Raw genomic sequence first — 14,980 nt, 5'->3', positions numbered from 1 at the left:
AATGCTCATTTTATGAAAGCAGAGAAAGGTCTGTACCTGCTTATAATAACGATATTGATGGCGGTTTTCTTTGCTCACTTCCGCCTCGAACAGGAAAAGGTGCTCGTCATATACAACGAGTATAAAAACAGCAGAACGGTCATCCCGGTTAAAACCGGCGAGTTTACCCTTACTTTTCTGCACTCCATAGAAAAAACCCCCGTTTATGAACGGTACAGCATTAGCGGCGATAACACTTTGACGATAAAAGAAGTGCGGTTTTATTCACTGGGGACCGGACTGCCTTTTTCCCCCGAGGGAAGCTTTAAAAACGAAAACGGTGAATTCGTCGTGAAACAGTCGAAGACCTTAGACAAAATATCCCTCTGGGTCTCTCCTCTGCCGGGTCATGCGGTAATCGTGGACGGTCGACGAATAGATTTTACGGAAATAGCGGAAAAAGAGGATCTGCTTATTATCTCTGCGGGACATCGCTGGGCTTTAAAAAAGAAATCCTCAGAGAAAGGAGTGTAAACATGCCGGAGAAACCTTTAAACGCTGCTGCTGATGCGGATATAAACGCCGAGGAAATCCTAAGAAAATTTGATAAGGAATCGGATTACAGAAAACTTAAGGGTTTTGCCGCCAAGCTTATCGCCGCAATAGCCATAACTTTTTCGTTGTTTCAGCTTTACACCGCTGTCTTCGGCGTCCTGGACGCCATGATACAGCGCTCCATTCACCTGGCTTTTGGTTTCTGCCTGATTTTCCTGCTTTATCCTGCAAAAAAGAGCTGGCCCAGGGACAGCATCCACCCTATAGACTTCCTAACCGCCGTAATCGGAGCAGCAGTACCCCTTTATATCGTAATTAACTATCAGAGCCTGGTGCTGAGAGCAGGTACGGTAACGACGATGGACTATCTGGTCGGCCTTGCAGGTGTTTTACTGGTCCTGGAAGCTGCCAGAAGAGTGGTGGGGCTGCCCATAATAACCATAGCCGTTATATTCTTACTATATGCACTGGCGGGACCGTATATTCCGGGGCAGCTGGCCCACAGAGGTGCCGATCTGCCCACTCTGGTGCAGCACCTGTTTTTCACAACCGAAGGCATCTTTGGAATACCTATAGGAGTATCCTCCACTTTCATCTTCCTCTTCATTCTGTTCGGATCTTATCTGGAAAAAACCGGTATGGGGCAGTTCTTCATAGACCTGGCCAACGCTATTGCCGGATGGGCATCGGGAGGCCCCGCAAAGGTGGCAGTACTTTCCAGTGGCCTCATGGGCACCGTCTCAGGGAGCTCTGTAGCCAACGTGGTGGGCACCGGCAGTTTCACAATTCCGATGATGAAGAGCCTGGGTTATAAACCGGAGTTCGCCGGAGCTGTTGAAGCCACCGCATCCACCGGAGGGCAGCTGATGCCGCCCATCATGGGTGCCGCCGCCTTTCTCATGGCGGAGTTCACCCAGATACCGTATAATAAAATAATCATTTCTGCGGCAATTCCAGCTCTTTTATATTACTTCGGTGTTTGGACCGGCGTCCATCTGGAAGCTCGGAGGCTCGGCCTTAGGGGGTTAAACAAAGACGAGCTGCCTAAGATAAAGAACATCCTTATGGAGCGCGGACACCTGATGTTCCCCCTGGTGGCTATAGTTTACCTGCTGGTGACGGGGTACACCCCGATGAAGGCGGCCCTTTACGCCATAGTATTTTCCATCGTTACGGCCATGCTGAGAAAGAACACCAGAATCAGCGCGGCGGATATTGTAAGCGGCCTGGAACAGGGCGCCAGGAATGCCCTGGGCGTAATAGCCGCCACCGCCTGTGCGGGCATAATAATAGGTGTAGTAACTCTGACCGGTCTCGGCCTGAAAATGGGCACTTCCCTGATTAGCTTGGCCGGAGGAAACCTTTTCTTAACGCTATTCTTTACAATGCTGACTTCTCTCATACTCGGCATGGGCGTACCGACCACGGCCAATTACGTTATAACTTCCACAATAGCGGCACCCGCTCTTTTGATGATTAACGTCCCTACACTTGCTGCCCATATGTTCGCCTTTTACTTCGGCATAATCGCCGACGTTACTCCGCCCGTAGCTCTGGCTGCTTTCGCAGGCGCTGGAATAGCCAAAGCAAACCCGTTAAAGACGGGCTTTAACGCTGCCAAACTGGCAATAGCGGCGTTTTTGGTACCGTATATCTTTGTATATAACCCGTCACTGCTTTTGATCAACGTCCACGGCTTCGAACAGATATTCCTGATAATAGCCACATCTCTGATAGGCATTATCGCTGTAAGCTCAGCAGTATCCGGGTATCTGATAACAAATCAGTCGGTCATCGAACGGCTCATATTCTTCTCGGGGGGTATACTTTTGGTAACCCCCGGGCTCAGGACCGACCTGGTAGGTGCGGCACTGCTTGGGCTAGGGTACCTGATCCAGAGGGGAAAGCTGAAAAACAAAGCCCTGGCGGCGTAAAATCAAACACCCCCGGAATCCATCTGCGGGGGTGTTTGATTTAAGTCCTGCACAAAAAAGCTATGCCCTCTAAAAATTTTTTTACATTGATTTTTCCGCCCTCGGAGGCTTTACCTCTAAGAAAGTCCATCTGTTTTTTTACCTCTTTGAATTCAAAGAGAATGGAGGCGTACCTCAGAAACTGTTCGCTGTCGTAATCCTCCATACCCATAGATGCGATGTTGCCCATGGCCTTGCTGATGGCCCTTCTGATCCTCATCTCGATGGCTTTCAGGTCCGAAGATTTTTTCCTGTCGGTCGTCTCGTAATACTCCTGCAGGAAGTGGTATATTTCCTGGAGATTGCCGGTGTTCTTTTTTACCCGCTCGTAATTTTCTATCAGTACCTTGATATCTTCGCTGCCTGCCTCTCCCAGAATACCCAAATCCGCCAGCAAAAAATCCACCTTTGTCATTTCCTGCTTTTTCACCTGGCCGGTATCAGAAACACCCGCTCCCGCTACGGTTTCCTTTATTCTTTGAAACGTGGCTTTCAGTTTAATTATCTCTTCCACTTTGGAAATCACATTTATAGTCTCGGTAACGTTGATCGGCTTGTGGATGAAAAACTCTATCCCCGACTCATAGGCTCTGGTTATCATGTCTTGATCTTCCACCTGGGATATCATTATGAAATGGGTGCCGGCACCCCTATTTCTGACTTCCTTGATAACCTCTATCCCGTCCTTTGCCGGAAGGAGCAGGTCCATCAGCACTATATCCGGGTTAAGGGTAATTATCTTCTTCTCGGCCTCCTCGCCGTCGCACGCCTCCCCTACTATCTCCCCGAGGCTGTGATTCTCTATTATCCCCGCCAGTATCCTCCTTATCGCTTTGTCGTCATCCACGATCATTATTCTGAATTCCAAGTTTATCCCTCCCGGTTCTCCAGCTTGATGAACTTTTCGTCGACCGGAATCTCGACGTCAAACCTGCTACCCCTGCCGGGGCTGGATGTGACCAGAATCCTGCCGCCCATATCTTCCACCAGGTTCTTCACATGGGTCAGGCCGAGGCCCGTAGAGACCGACCCATCCTCCAAAATCTTTGTCGAAAACCCGGGCTCGAAAATGTAGGGCAGGTCCCTGGGATCTATACCGCACCCGTCATCCAACACTGACATTTTTATCCTGTCGCCGCATGTATAAACCCTAACCTCTATCCTGCCTCCTTCTTTCTTAATCGCATCAAGGGCATTGTAAATAAGGTTGCTGAGTATAGAAAAAAAGGTGAAGTAGTTGGTGACAATGAAATCCCTGTCCACATAAGCCGTAAAATCCACCTTCTTGCCCTGGCCGATCATCCACCTTTTCGTATTTGCCTTCAAGAGCGACAATATAGCGCTCATCCTCATACCCTCTTTATCCTCTTCGGGCAGAAGCTGGGAAAACCCGGCGCTTATCCTGATGTAGTCTTTTTTTATCTCGTGAATCTCCCTGGCAAGATTCAGCGCTCTTTTCCTCAGGCGGATTAATTCCTGATCGTCCAGAGGACTGGCCAACCGGCGGTAAATCTCATAACCCTCCTTCATGGCGTCTTCCAGGTCCCGGTTAGATTTTCTCAGAAAGATCAGCTCGGCTTTAAGCTCTGATAAAAGCTCTAAAAGTTCGGCATAACGCTTCTCGTGCTCTTCCTTCACGATGATGAGCTTGTACCTTTCCATAAGCCAGTAAAGGGAAAAGGTGATGATGCTGCGAAGCAACCCTACACCCACGACCAAAGTGAATATATCCTGAAAGTAGTTAAAATCCATTTCCCGCCTTATAAAAAGCTCCACAAAGTTTGCAGCTATATCCGACAAAGTCATGACCGACACGAAATTTATCGGAGCCGTGAGCTGCTCCTTTACCCTGCCCAGCCTTAAAAATGCGCCGTACGTTAGGTAGAAAAAAAAGGCCGGATAGTGAAGGTCTACGGCGCCGGCAAAATCGACCTGCCTTAGAGCGGCCGACAGAAATACGCGGAACAAGAAGACCACTGCGCCGGAGAAGGGCACCAGGATTATTTCCGGTATTTCCTTAAAGTAAAGCATCAAAAAGGAAATGGCGATTACGCCGGCCGTAAACCTGAAAGCTGTACCGAAAGGGTAAAAGTATACTTCCCCTATGATCGCCGTCAGCGCGGCGGTAATGAGCATTTCCTTGAAGTATTTTCTGACGGTCAACTTGCTAGATCCCCCTGATCAGGAGAATATTATATAACATTTATAATTATATCAGATATTATCGAATATATAAATTTTTTACTCAAACCGGTGAAAAAAACGCATGTCCATTTTTGTCCTAAAAATATAAATTAGATTTTCCATAAAACCCTGGCTACGGCCAGAAACATAAATAACACACCGGGAATAAGAGAAAAATCGCTTTTTTCCCCCTGGAGCCTGTTAAACCCCACATGCAGCCCTATCATCATGAAAATGAACCCTATAAATGTTACAAGTATGATGGTCGGAAGCAGTTTAAATCCTACAGCTCCAGCCCCCAGACCTGCACCGAAGGCATCCAAAGCCAGGGCTGTGCCCAGCAGGAAAGCTTCCCTGGTTTCTATGGTGCCAGATATATTCAGGTCCGCCACAGCAGGTTCCTTCAGGATTTTTATAACAAGCCCCAACGGTTTTATCTTTAAGGTAGCTATCATCCTGGGACTCGAGTTTTGCTGATCTTCCACTAAATCCCTGCGGCACAGAGCTTCTATCAAAGAAGATAGCCCTAACAAAAACAAAATGAAACTGCCAGTGTATTCGGCAAGGCGCGGGTTCATGAATTTCTCCAGCAGGCTACCCCCTGTCATTGCCAGCGAAAGGGCCACCGAAGTCGAAAACGCTATTATAAGCTGGGAAAGCACGGGTATCTTTATCTTTCTCATTCCGTAGACGATTCCTGCGGAAAAGCTGTCTACGCTTACCGCAACGGCAAGCAGAAAACTCGATAAAAATTCCGGCATAAACCTTTCCCCCGGTTATTATTTTTTTAACTTTATATCCCTGGCTTTGAGCACTTCTTCCCGGAGCAGCTCCCAGATTTCTCTGTATAGCTGCACAAACGGCGGAGAGGACTTTATCGAAAGCATATCCCGCGGCCTTGCCATCCCGACTTCGAGTATGGCTTTTATTCTGCCCGGCTGAGCTGTCATTACTATTATCCGGTCCCCAAGAAGCAGAGCTTCGTCGATGCTGTGGGTTATGAAAACGGTGGTTTTGCCGCTGCCTTCCCATATCCGCAAAAGTTCCTGTTGCAGGATTAACCTGTTCTGTTCATCGAGAGCACCGAAGGGCTCATCCATAAGGAGGATTTCAGGGTCGCTGGCGAAAGCCCTTGCGACGTTTATCCTCTGTTTCATTCCGCCGGAAAGCTGGTGGGGATAATAACCGGCAAATTTCTCAAGCCCCATCAACTTCAAATACTTCAGTGCGATTTCCCTCCTCTCGCGGGTTGGAACCCCCCTCATCCGCAGGCCGTACTCCACGTTTTCCGTCACCTTCATCCAGGGAAAAACGGAGTCTCCCTGAAATACCATCGCGGTGAGAGGCTTTTCGGTATTTTTTACCCTTAGGTACACTTTCCCGAGGGTCTGTTTCTCCAGCCCGGCAAATATCCTGAGAAGGGTGGTCTTGCCGCATCCACTCGGCCCGACTATACAGAGAAATTCCCCGTCCTTAACCGACAGATTTATGTTTTTCAGAGCGACGATCTCGGATTCGCGGGTCTTGAAAATTTTTGTCAGGTTTTCCGCTCGAATAACCTCCGTAGTGTTCAAGATCACCCCCACCTTTCAGCGGTTCTTCCACGGAATTACCACTTTCTCAACAAAGTCCAGGACATAAGAAAAAATGTACCCTAGAAAGGCCAGGACAATCAGCGCACAGAACATCTTTTCTATGTCAAACATGTCGTACGCCCGCCAGATCATCCAGCCCACACCCGCCCGGGCGGCGGAAAGCTCTGCTGCCACTATCAGAAGGAGCGCGGTGCCCATTCCCAGCTTTAACCCCGCGAAAATCATTGGAAGGGCGCCGGGAAGCGCCACCGTCGTATAAAACTGAACCCGGCTCGCACCGAAGCTCCTGGCCACATCCATATATATGGTGTCGATGTTCAGGACCCCCGCCATGGTGTTAATCAACACCAGGTAAAAAACGCCGATTGCTATTGTAAATACTTTGGAGGATTCGCCCAAACCGAAAATTATGAGGATCAGTGGCATAACGGCCAGTTTGGGTATGGGAAAGGTAACTGCTACCAGGGGCTGCAGTAACGCCTTCACCGGCGGGAAAAGCCCCATAGAAAGGCCCAGGAGCACCCCGGGGACAGCACCCACGATAAATCCCAGAAGTATTCTCCAAGCGCTGACCAGGGTGTGATACAGCAGTTCTCCTGAAGAAACAAGCGGCACCAGCGCAGCGAAGATCCGCGAAGGACTGGAAAAAAGGCGGACGTCTATAGCATTCAATCTGGCGAGGATCTCCCATAATAAAAGTAATAATAAGGGGGAAAGAAAGGAGAGAATTTGGAACAAGAAAGCCCTCCTCTGCAGCGATTTACTCGCGCCCTCACTTATCTCTTCTCTTTTTATGATCCTGTTCGGCTTTTCTTCCACAGCGTTCATGACGTTTGCCCCCCTTTCAGGTATAGTAACCGGCCCCTGTTGTGCTCTGCTTCGGCGTTGTAAAGGCTATTTATATCTACCAAGGACGCTCAGAGCATAGTCCACATAGCTGTTATCCACCACGTCTTCGGCCTTCAGTTCGCCCTTTAAAAGCCCCCTCTTTCTATACCACTCCAGGTCCATCTGAATGCCTTTCATTTTAACGTAGCCGTCGGGGTTCAGCCCTACCGGGAACATCTTATCGTAAAGGGCTTTGTCCTTGACCACCGAGTATTCGGCAAGTATCGATATGATCTCGTCTTTATTAATATTCTTAAAGAAGGCGTCGTTGTAATCCCTGAGGGATTTCACATATGCCAGCATGAAGCGCTTAGCGACCTCCGGCCTTTCGATCATGCTCCTGCCGTAAACCAGCAGAGCGGTCTGGGCCTCAGGATCGTATTCGGCCGGGTCTTTCCACGGATCAGCAATGCCCTTTTCTACAGCCGCGGCTATAAAAGGCTCTATGAGCATGCCGCCGTCTATGCTCTTGTTGCTCATGGCAGCCACGATATCGGGAAAGGCTCTGATGACCTGAAGGTCTACGTCACGAGTGGTCAAACCCGCCATGTTCAGGACCCGGTCCAGGGCGATTTCGTCAAGAGATGCGGTGCCGACCACAGCCAGCTTCCGGCCCTTAAGGTCCTTGAAGTCCTTTATTTCGTCCACCAGGTCCTTCCGGATTACCAGCCTGTAGTAGCCCTTACCCGGCACATTTATGCCCTTGTCGGCCACGATCTTTATGGGAATCCCCCGTAGCATCGCATTGAACAGGCCGGACGCCGTGACGGTGCACCCCACGTCAAGCTGGCCTGCACCGAGAGCGTTTATCATGTCCTGACCTGTGTTGAACTGCACGGGCTCGATTTCTATACCGAGTTCCCGGTAATAGCCCTTAGCCATGCCGATAAGCACTCCCGCGTCGGACACCACCTGCTTCATCCCCACGGTCACCTTTACCGGTGGCGAAAGCGGCTCAACGCCCGGAAAATGGCCTCCCTGCCCAGCACCGCCTTGAGCGGGCTGCTCTGTGGAAGTCTGCCGGCTGCATCCCGCCGCGAAAATCGATAGTAGCAGGACAATAACCAGAATTAGCGCTATTTTTCTCAATTTCATCACTCCCTCTTCGAGTAAAAAATCTATCTCTTGTTATAATATTTTTGTGGACGTATTCTGGTTACTGGGGAATTCCCCGGCGCGGAAAGAGGTTATATCGGGATTACTGCATCCTCTCGGAAGCGGGAAAAAAAAGACCTGTGTCTTGATGTAATAAGACACAGGTCTTTTTTATCTTTTGGACTCCAATTTTACAAATACCCTGCGGCTTTCAGGATGTCTACGGCGGATTTTAGGTCTTCATGGGCCACCAGTATAACCGGACCGGTGCACCCCATACCGCTTTCCGCATATAAGCCGCTCTTCCATAAAACTTTTACTGCATCCTCCATCTGGAGCACGTCGATACCGGCTATCTCTTCTGTAACGCTCTTCTTCAGCGGAGGTGTAATCTCGGCCTCTTCTGCCGGCTTTCCGGCTTTATCCAGTTCAGCGATGATCTCGTGAAATTTTGCTGCTCTCAACTTTTCAAACTCCCGGGTCGCTTTTTCCAGGAGGTTCCCCTTTACCAGTTCCGCCGCATACTTTATGGCTCCCTCTACCACCGGCGCTCCCGATGCCCTGGAGAGGATCAGAATTATTCTCTGATACCCCTCGCCTATGCCAGGGCCGTACCCCCATCCCAGGGCTTCATAATCGCCGCCGGTGGTATAGGCGGAAAACACCTTCATCAGTATGTTTCCGGTCAGCGTGTCTGTCACCATAACGTCGCAGGAGCCGGCCAGCAGGTCATTTCCCCGCATTATGCAGCCACCGTCGGCCCTCACGGACTCAGCAAAATTAATCTCGTACCCTCGATCGGCCAGCAACTTTAATGTGCGTTCCACCTGGCGGGAGCCGTCCAGATTCAGTATGCCTACGTTGGGGTTTTGGATTCCGAGAGCCTTCGCCGCGATGATGCCGTATACTGCGTTTTTCACCATGGCTTCCACCCGGTTGGCTGCCGAGGTTCCCGTAGTCGTGGCGATCAGCATGGGCTTACCGCGGGCTGGTGTCACCACCCTCCCCACTGTGGAAACACCGATGGGGAAGTTGTAGTGCATGGTGACTGCGGCGTCGAGCTCGCCGCCGTCCAGCATTTTTTCCATAATGCGATGGGCTTCCTCCAAGGTCGAGGCTTCTATACCTTCAAGCCCCGGGGCGGATATCTCCTTCCCGGGACCGATGACCACCACGTCGACTCCTTCCAGGTTTTGGGCGGCTTCCCGGGCCGCATCCACCAGCATTTTCGGCGGGTGTTCGCTGCCGAGCACGGTCAGGCCTATTTTTATCCGTTTACCGCTCCGGCCTTCAAGGGCTCCGGCCAGCATGTGGAAAAGACCCGATTTATCTAGAGGCATCGACCTTCCCCCTTGTCTCGAGGTATTCTGCAAACTCGCGGAAGGCCTCAGCCAGGTACGACGAAACGTCGATCGTCTTTGCCGCCTCTTTTTGTATGCCGGGGTTCTTTTCCATTATAAAGGATATGCCGTCGAACAGGTTGGTCATGCGGGCCAGGAAAAGGCTGCCCTTGCCTATTATCATGGCCCTCTTCATATTGCCGGCCAGGATCTGTTCCCTTACATACCCTATAATGGGGACACCCGAAGGAATGTGGCCCTGCGTCGGGGCAAAGCCGGTTACTCCGTGCTTCTCTACGAAGGAGTCCATGTCTTCCTTCCTGAGCTCTCCCCGTTTTACGGCGATCGCCGCAATCATCCTGTAGTTCGCCCTCGGTACGTCGCCGGCACCGGCAGGCTCCGTAATCTCCGGGTTTTGGAGCTCGGGCGCGTATTTGTCCACGTCAAAGGCTTTGAGCCCAAGCCTATCCAGGGGATTGTAAACTATATTCTGCATTACGGCCTGGGGAGCAGCACCGGCGGCGATCGGGTGCTTTCCTATCGAATCGAGCCTTATGATGGGGTTCACGCCGTCGTTGGCACTGACGAGCACTGCAAACCCGCCCAGGACGTCTTCCAGCACGGGCATTCCCTTGTTAACGTGGTCCCTGCCGTTCATGCCCAGTTTTGCCGTGGCGCCTCCGGCGACCACGACCACGTTCTTATATATACCGGAGTTTACCAGGGCGGCTGCGCTTATGAGGGCATGAGTGGGCCCGGCGCAGAACCCCCTCATGTCAGCCCCTGTCGCATTGCCGCAGCCGGCTATTTCACCGATGGCCTTGGCGAAATTTCCGCCACCCCTCTGGTTCATGTCGCCGCAGGCCTCTTCGGAACATTCTATGATATAGTCGACATCCGTCGAGGCAATGCCGGTGACTTTCAGCAGGTACCTTAAAGCCAGCACTGCCGAGGCTTTGGTGGCCAGGTTTTCGATCATCACGTGAGCCGATAGGGTTTCATCCCTGTCGTGGGCTTTCCTCACACAGCCGACGAGCTTTCCGCCGTACATCAATTCGACGGCGCCGTTTTCTAAATGCTTCTTAATGGCATCTTCATCGGCCACCATTTTTATGCGGTTTACATCGTTCTCCGATAAAAGCGGGTGGCGGGAAAGCTTTTGCTTTATGCCTTCGGCGAATTCCCTTTCCAGAATGACCAGGTCGAAAACGTCGGATATGGCCATCAAACCGTAAAACTCGTCCTCCGGCATAATTTCACCGTATCTGCCGAACCTCGAAAGGCCCTTTATGGGGTTCTCGTACCAGGGCCTTTTTATGTTTCTCATGTCTTCGGGTGATATATTTCCGATACAGGCCTGATTAGGCGGGTAGGCGACGGCATCGTCGTAGCTTCTAATGTGGTCCTTTATCCGCTTTATATACTCCGAATTGGGATTTTCCTTTTCTAAAAGCTGGGTGGTGCCAGCCACCATCATGATGTTCGGAGCGTGCACCAGGACGTAGCTGGCACCTGAAATCACAGCATTGCTCACGCTAAGCCCTCCTTCGGATTACTCGGCTAATGCTCACACTCCGTCTTCGAAAACCGTCTGCCTTTCCACATCCAGCGTCAGGGCTTTCAAGGCCTTGAGGACCAGCTTGCGCCTGAGGGATTTTTCCTGCTCCCTGGTGAGCGACGGATTGCCCAGCGGGTGCGGTATAGCCACGGCCGGAACTATCCTGTTGGCGCCCACCGTCATGGAAATCGGCACTATCGTGCATATATGGGTTGTTGGCAGACCTGCCCTTTCGAGTTCTTTTACCATCGTTGCACCGCAACGAGTACAGGTCCCTCAGGTAGATGTGAGGATGACGGCCTGGACGCCGTCGGCTACGAGCTCTTTTGCAATTTCCTGGGCGAATCTCCTGGCATTTGCCACCGACGTACCGTTACCTACGGTGGCGTAGTAGTACCTGTGGAGCTTCCCGATAACGCCTTCCTTTTCCAGTTCGCGCATTACGTCGACGGGCAGAACTCTGTTGGGGTCCTGGTTGGCATAGGTCGGGTCATAACCGCCGTGGGCGGTCTGGTACTTCTCGGGAGTAAGGTATTCCACTCCTTCGATATCGTACTTTCCGTATTTGGAAGCGCTGGACGCTTCGATCTTGTCGGGGTTACCCTTGGGCACAATACCTCCCGAAGTAACAAGAGCAACTTTCGCCTTCGAGAGATCTTTTACGGCCGGTGCGGGCGTCACCCTGTCGAAGTCGGGCATGGGATACTCCGTAGTAAAGGGTTCACCCTTCAGCTTCTTTATCAGCATATCCACAGCCCGCTTGGCGCCGTATTCCTCCGCGAAAACGTTCTTTCTGATTCCGCGGGGTATATACCCTTCTTCCTGGGGTGTGCCGATCTGTTCGCCCTTCACAAGCTTTAGGGCGAGTTTGGCCATTTTGGGCACCGCTTCGCGCATACCCGCAGCCGAACCGGCGGTCTCAATAATATATACATCCTTTTTGTATACCTCGACGCCGGGATTTTCGATGAACATGCCGGTAACTGCGGGTATATTGAGGGCTTCCCTAACCGCCTTGCATACGCTGCCGCAGGCCATCCCGTAACGGCCGGCATTGAAGGCGGGACCGGCGATCACGAGATCGGGATTGTATTTTTTTATACGCTCCAGGATGTCGGTTATGGCCTCTTCCTGGTGTTCGTTGAAATACGAGTCCCCGCAGATGACGGTGCCCACTATTTCGGCTTCACCGCTAAAGGAGGCATTAAAAGCCATGCCGGGACCGAGAGCCCCTTCCCTATCCTGCGGCGGTATGTCGGCCTTCTCCTCGCCCCCTATCTGGCCAAAAAACTGGTTGATGTAATGGACAACCCTGAATTTACCCATCGCGCAGCCCTCCTTCAGGCTATGCCCTGTATTTGGAATACTGCTCACGGTACTTTTTGACTTCTCTAGCTATACCCTCCACATCCAGCACCATTTCCACTACCCCGACCTGTTCTTCGTAAACGGCCGGGTCAACGGCAGCCTTCACTTCAGATTCCACGATGTGGTATACTGCAAGCCCCAGCGACACACCGGCCAGAGGACCGGCGAAGGTCGGGTCGCCGTTGGTTACGGTTTCTGCCGCGATTCCTGCGGCTTCAGGTTCAGCACCGCCTAAAATCACGACTACATTTTCAGGGCCGTACTCATCGGCCAGATCCTTAATTCTCTTTTGGATCTCCAGATCCATCGCACCGGCGGCCGTTCAGACGAAGCACTCGGTGGTGGAGAACACCACTTCACCCGGGGTTGTCTTCATGCATGCTTCTATGGCCGGACCGGGAACACCGTCCCTGTCACCCACTATAACTATCTTTTTACCTTCAAACATAATTCCGCCTCCTCACGCTATTTTTATTATAGGGTTATTGCGCTCAAGAGCGTCAGACCGACTTCCGATGTAGCGCCGGTTATCGCTTGAAGCTCGATCTCTATGCTGCCGTCTTCTCTCAAAGCCTTCTGGGACCCACCCGCTATAATCGTGGCGGTATCCACAAGGCCGATTATCTTCTTCATGGGCGGCAGTACAATGACCTCGTTGGCGTTGCCTGCAGTAACCACAGCGTCGGCTTTCGGGTCGGCATCGGCTAGCGACTGGGATGCCCCATCCCTGCCAGCGTATTCGTCAGTAATAAGGACCGTCTTAATTCCCTTTGATTCTATCTTTCTGCAGTTCATTATGAGGTCGGTATCCGGATTGCCGAAACCTTCCTCGGTGATGATAACGCCGTCAAGGCCAAGGTACTCGGCGAGTTTCGCCGTGTAATCGGAAGAGCGCACCTTATCGGCAAGAGTAACGTTCTCGTTGGTTATGATTATACCCACGAAGTTTATATCCTTGCCATGGCGTTTGTAGAGTTCTTCCACGACCGGGTTGTTTTGATGTACATAGGTGGGATTCTTATCGCAGGCGGAAACGCAGTTACCGCTAACGATGGCTCCATCCATTAGCTCGGTGGGATATATGAGGGTAGGTATTATCTTTTTGGCATCGACACCGTATACGTATGTATCGTGAAGCAGTCCCTGGCTCTGGAGCTGATAGACGTAGGCCACCTTCGGTAGCTCGGGGTATTCTTTTAAGGCCTGGGCGATGGGTTTTGTCTCATAGACCTTAATTTCCTCGGGCTCTTTTTCCTTCACGCAGCCCGCGAGATACGCTGCAGCCTTCAGCCCGGCTATGCGGAGGGCTTCTTCGTGTTCGTGGGAGGACAGGCCGTCCACGGGGTTTGCTATTACCACCAGGTTGATCAGTTTCGAGAACGGAGTGTATTCGGCTCCGGGGCCGCTCATGTCTATTATGCCTTCCTGAAAGCCCACGATCCTTCCGCAGGTAACAACAGCCATGCCTTTCAGCACGTGGGTCCTTCCTTCACCGACGGTGGTCGGTTTGCCCAGAAATCCCGGAAAGACAGTGCCATCGGTTACCTTAACGCGGGGCTCGATTACGTCTTTGACCGGAATTATCCTTACTTCCTCGCCGGGTTTTGCCACGTCGAAATCCACATCTTTTATCCGGTTGTCGGCGAGTATGAGCCCGGCAAGTTCTTTCTTGTTCACGGTGAGAACTCCGTTTTCAAACCGGGTGGTGTCACCGAACACCACGTTTTTTACGTTAAAATACCCGAGCTCCAGTTTCATTTTTACCCTCCCCTTATATGTTCCTCTTAATCATTTCCTCCACCATTTCAATAGTGACTTCTTTCGTAACCTGATCAACCTTCTCGCCATTCTTGTAAATCGCCAGCGTAGGGAGCCCCATAACTTTCTGGCTTATCGCCAGCCGCATGTTTTTAGAGGTGTCGAGTTTGCAGAATTTCACCCTGTCGCCGTATACCTCTTCGAGTTTTTCCACATGCGGCATCAGGGCCTTGCAGGGCTCGCACCTGGGGCCCCAGAAGTCCACCAGTACCGGCTTTTCCGACTTTAACACCTCCTGTTCGAAATTTTCGCTGTTTAACTCGATCAAAACACCCACCTCCTTGTACAATATAGTTAGCTCAATGATGTAATTAAGGGTCATTTAAAGTTTTTTTGACAACCACACAGGAATTCTGATAAAACTTAGCTAAATATTTCTCGTAGCGGCAGGGGACTTCGATCTACCTCCTTGGGAAGCTCTTTGCTGTCCCGAAATTAAGAGTGAAGCCCCTCCTCTATGAGATGTCTCGAATGAGCACGTTGCGGATGTAGCTTGCTGCATGCTTCGAGTTACGCGCAAGGTTGAGACTTATAGGGGATTGCGGGAACCCTGCCTAATTTCAATGAAAGCGAGGATGTAAATATGATCTATGGCGGTATTGATGTGGCTAAACATAGTCACGAAGT

14 protein-coding genes are annotated in these 14,980 nt (G+C 51.2%); 2 read left to right on the top strand and 12 right to left on the bottom strand.

The features are described from left to right. The first annotated feature begins 12 nt into the window (after positions 1 to 12). Positions 13 to 513, top strand: a complete 501-nt coding sequence (locus LZ11_RS09515; protein ID WP_148867654.1) for a DUF1850 domain-containing protein — start codon at positions 13 to 15, stop codon at positions 511 to 513. 2 nt (positions 514 to 515) lie between these two features. Next, positions 516 to 2,468, top strand: coding sequence for a TRAP transporter permease (locus LZ11_RS09510; RefSeq protein WP_148867653.1), 1,953 nt, complete (start codon positions 516 to 518; stop codon positions 2,466 to 2,468). A gap of 40 nt (positions 2,469 to 2,508) precedes the next feature. Here LZ11_RS09510 and LZ11_RS09505 read toward each other — a convergent pair whose 3' ends face one another. From LZ11_RS09505 to trxA, 12 genes are all read right to left on the bottom strand, one after another. Then, positions 2,509 to 3,375, bottom strand: a complete 867-nt coding sequence (locus LZ11_RS09505) for a response regulator (RefSeq protein WP_148867652.1) — start codon at positions 3,373 to 3,375, stop codon at positions 2,509 to 2,511. A 2-nt stretch (positions 3,376 to 3,377) separates the two neighbouring features. Continuing rightward, complete coding sequence (locus LZ11_RS09500; RefSeq protein ID WP_148867651.1) at positions 3,378 to 4,670, bottom strand: sensor histidine kinase; 1,293 nt, start codon at positions 4,668 to 4,670, stop codon at positions 3,378 to 3,380. Positions 4,671 to 4,801: 131 nt separating this feature from the next. Beyond that, entirely contained in the window at positions 4,802 to 5,452 is a 651-nt protein-coding gene (gene ytaF, locus LZ11_RS09495) for a sporulation membrane protein YtaF (RefSeq protein ID WP_148867650.1), read from the bottom strand. Positions 5,453 to 5,470: 18 nt separating this feature from the next. Beyond that, entirely contained in the window at positions 5,471 to 6,265 is a 795-nt protein-coding gene (locus LZ11_RS09490; protein ID WP_148867649.1) for an ABC transporter ATP-binding protein, read from the bottom strand. Positions 6,266 to 6,280: 15 nt separating this feature from the next. Then, entirely contained in the window at positions 6,281 to 7,114 is an 834-nt protein-coding gene (locus LZ11_RS09485) for an ABC transporter permease (protein WP_148867648.1), read from the bottom strand. Between the two features lie 66 nt (positions 7,115 to 7,180). Then, a complete protein-coding gene (locus LZ11_RS09480; protein WP_246110785.1) occupies positions 7,181 to 8,269 on the bottom strand; it encodes an ABC transporter substrate-binding protein in 1,089 nt (362 codons plus the stop codon). A 191-nt stretch (positions 8,270 to 8,460) separates the two neighbouring features. Next, positions 8,461 to 9,609 (bottom strand): glycine/sarcosine/betaine reductase complex component C subunit alpha, encoded by a 1,149-nt coding sequence (grdD, locus tag LZ11_RS09475; RefSeq protein ID WP_148867646.1) that lies wholly within the window; start codon positions 9,607 to 9,609, stop codon positions 8,461 to 8,463. Continuing rightward, positions 9,596 to 11,143, bottom strand: coding sequence for a glycine/sarcosine/betaine reductase complex component C subunit beta (gene grdC, locus LZ11_RS09470; RefSeq protein WP_148867645.1), 1,548 nt, complete (start codon positions 11,141 to 11,143; stop codon positions 9,596 to 9,598). The genes grdD and grdC overlap by 14 nt, the downstream gene beginning before the upstream one ends. A gap of 33 nt (positions 11,144 to 11,176) precedes the next feature. Beyond that, complete coding sequence (grdB, locus tag LZ11_RS09465) at positions 11,177 to 12,493, bottom strand: glycine reductase complex selenoprotein B (protein ID WP_148867644.1); 1,317 nt, start codon at positions 12,491 to 12,493, stop codon at positions 11,177 to 11,179. Between the two features lie 19 nt (positions 12,494 to 12,512). Further along, positions 12,513 to 12,983, bottom strand: a complete 471-nt coding sequence (gene grdA / locus LZ11_RS09460) for a glycine/sarcosine/betaine reductase complex selenoprotein A (protein WP_148867643.1) — start codon at positions 12,981 to 12,983, stop codon at positions 12,513 to 12,515. Positions 12,984 to 13,009: 26 nt separating this feature from the next. Then, positions 13,010 to 14,293: a glycine/sarcosine/betaine reductase component B subunit gene (locus LZ11_RS09455; RefSeq protein WP_148867642.1), complete on the bottom strand. Its 1,284-nt coding sequence runs from the start codon at positions 14,291 to 14,293 to the stop codon at positions 13,010 to 13,012. 13 nt (positions 14,294 to 14,306) lie between these two features. Then, entirely contained in the window at positions 14,307 to 14,621 is a 315-nt protein-coding gene (gene trxA, locus LZ11_RS09450) for a thioredoxin TrxA (RefSeq protein WP_148867641.1), read from the bottom strand. Between the last annotated feature and the right edge of the window lie 359 nt (positions 14,622 to 14,980).

Origin of the sequence: Thermosediminibacter litoriperuensis (assembly GCF_008124715.1) — a bacterium.
GTDB classification, from domain to species: Bacteria; Bacillota; Thermosediminibacteria; order Thermosediminibacterales; family Thermosediminibacteraceae; genus Thermosediminibacter; species Thermosediminibacter litoriperuensis.
This window is presented reverse-complemented; position numbering and strand designations above follow the sequence as displayed.

Excerpts from the sequence above, each read along its gene's own strand:
- LZ11_RS09515 (WP_148867654.1), top strand. The coding sequence starts at position 13 with ATGAAAGCAGAGAAAGGTCTGTACCTGCTTATAATAACGATATTGATG.
- LZ11_RS09510 (WP_148867653.1), top strand. The coding sequence starts at position 516 with ATGCCGGAGAAACCTTTAAACGCTGCTGCTGATGCGGATATAAACGCC.
- LZ11_RS09480 (WP_246110785.1), bottom strand. The coding sequence starts at position 8,269 with ATGAAATTGAGAAAAATAGCGCTAATTCTGGTTATTGTCCTGCTACTA.
- grdD (WP_148867646.1), bottom strand. The coding sequence starts at position 9,609 with ATGCCTCTAGATAAATCGGGTCTTTTCCACATGCTGGCCGGAGCCCTT.
- LZ11_RS09455 (WP_148867642.1), bottom strand. The coding sequence starts at position 14,293 with ATGAAACTGGAGCTCGGGTATTTTAACGTAAAAAACGTGGTGTTCGGT.
- ytaF (WP_148867650.1), bottom strand. The coding sequence starts at position 5,452 with ATGCCGGAATTTTTATCGAGTTTTCTGCTTGCCGTTGCGGTAAGCGTA.
- LZ11_RS09485 (WP_148867648.1), bottom strand. The coding sequence starts at position 7,114 with ATGAACGCTGTGGAAGAAAAGCCGAACAGGATCATAAAAAGAGAAGAG.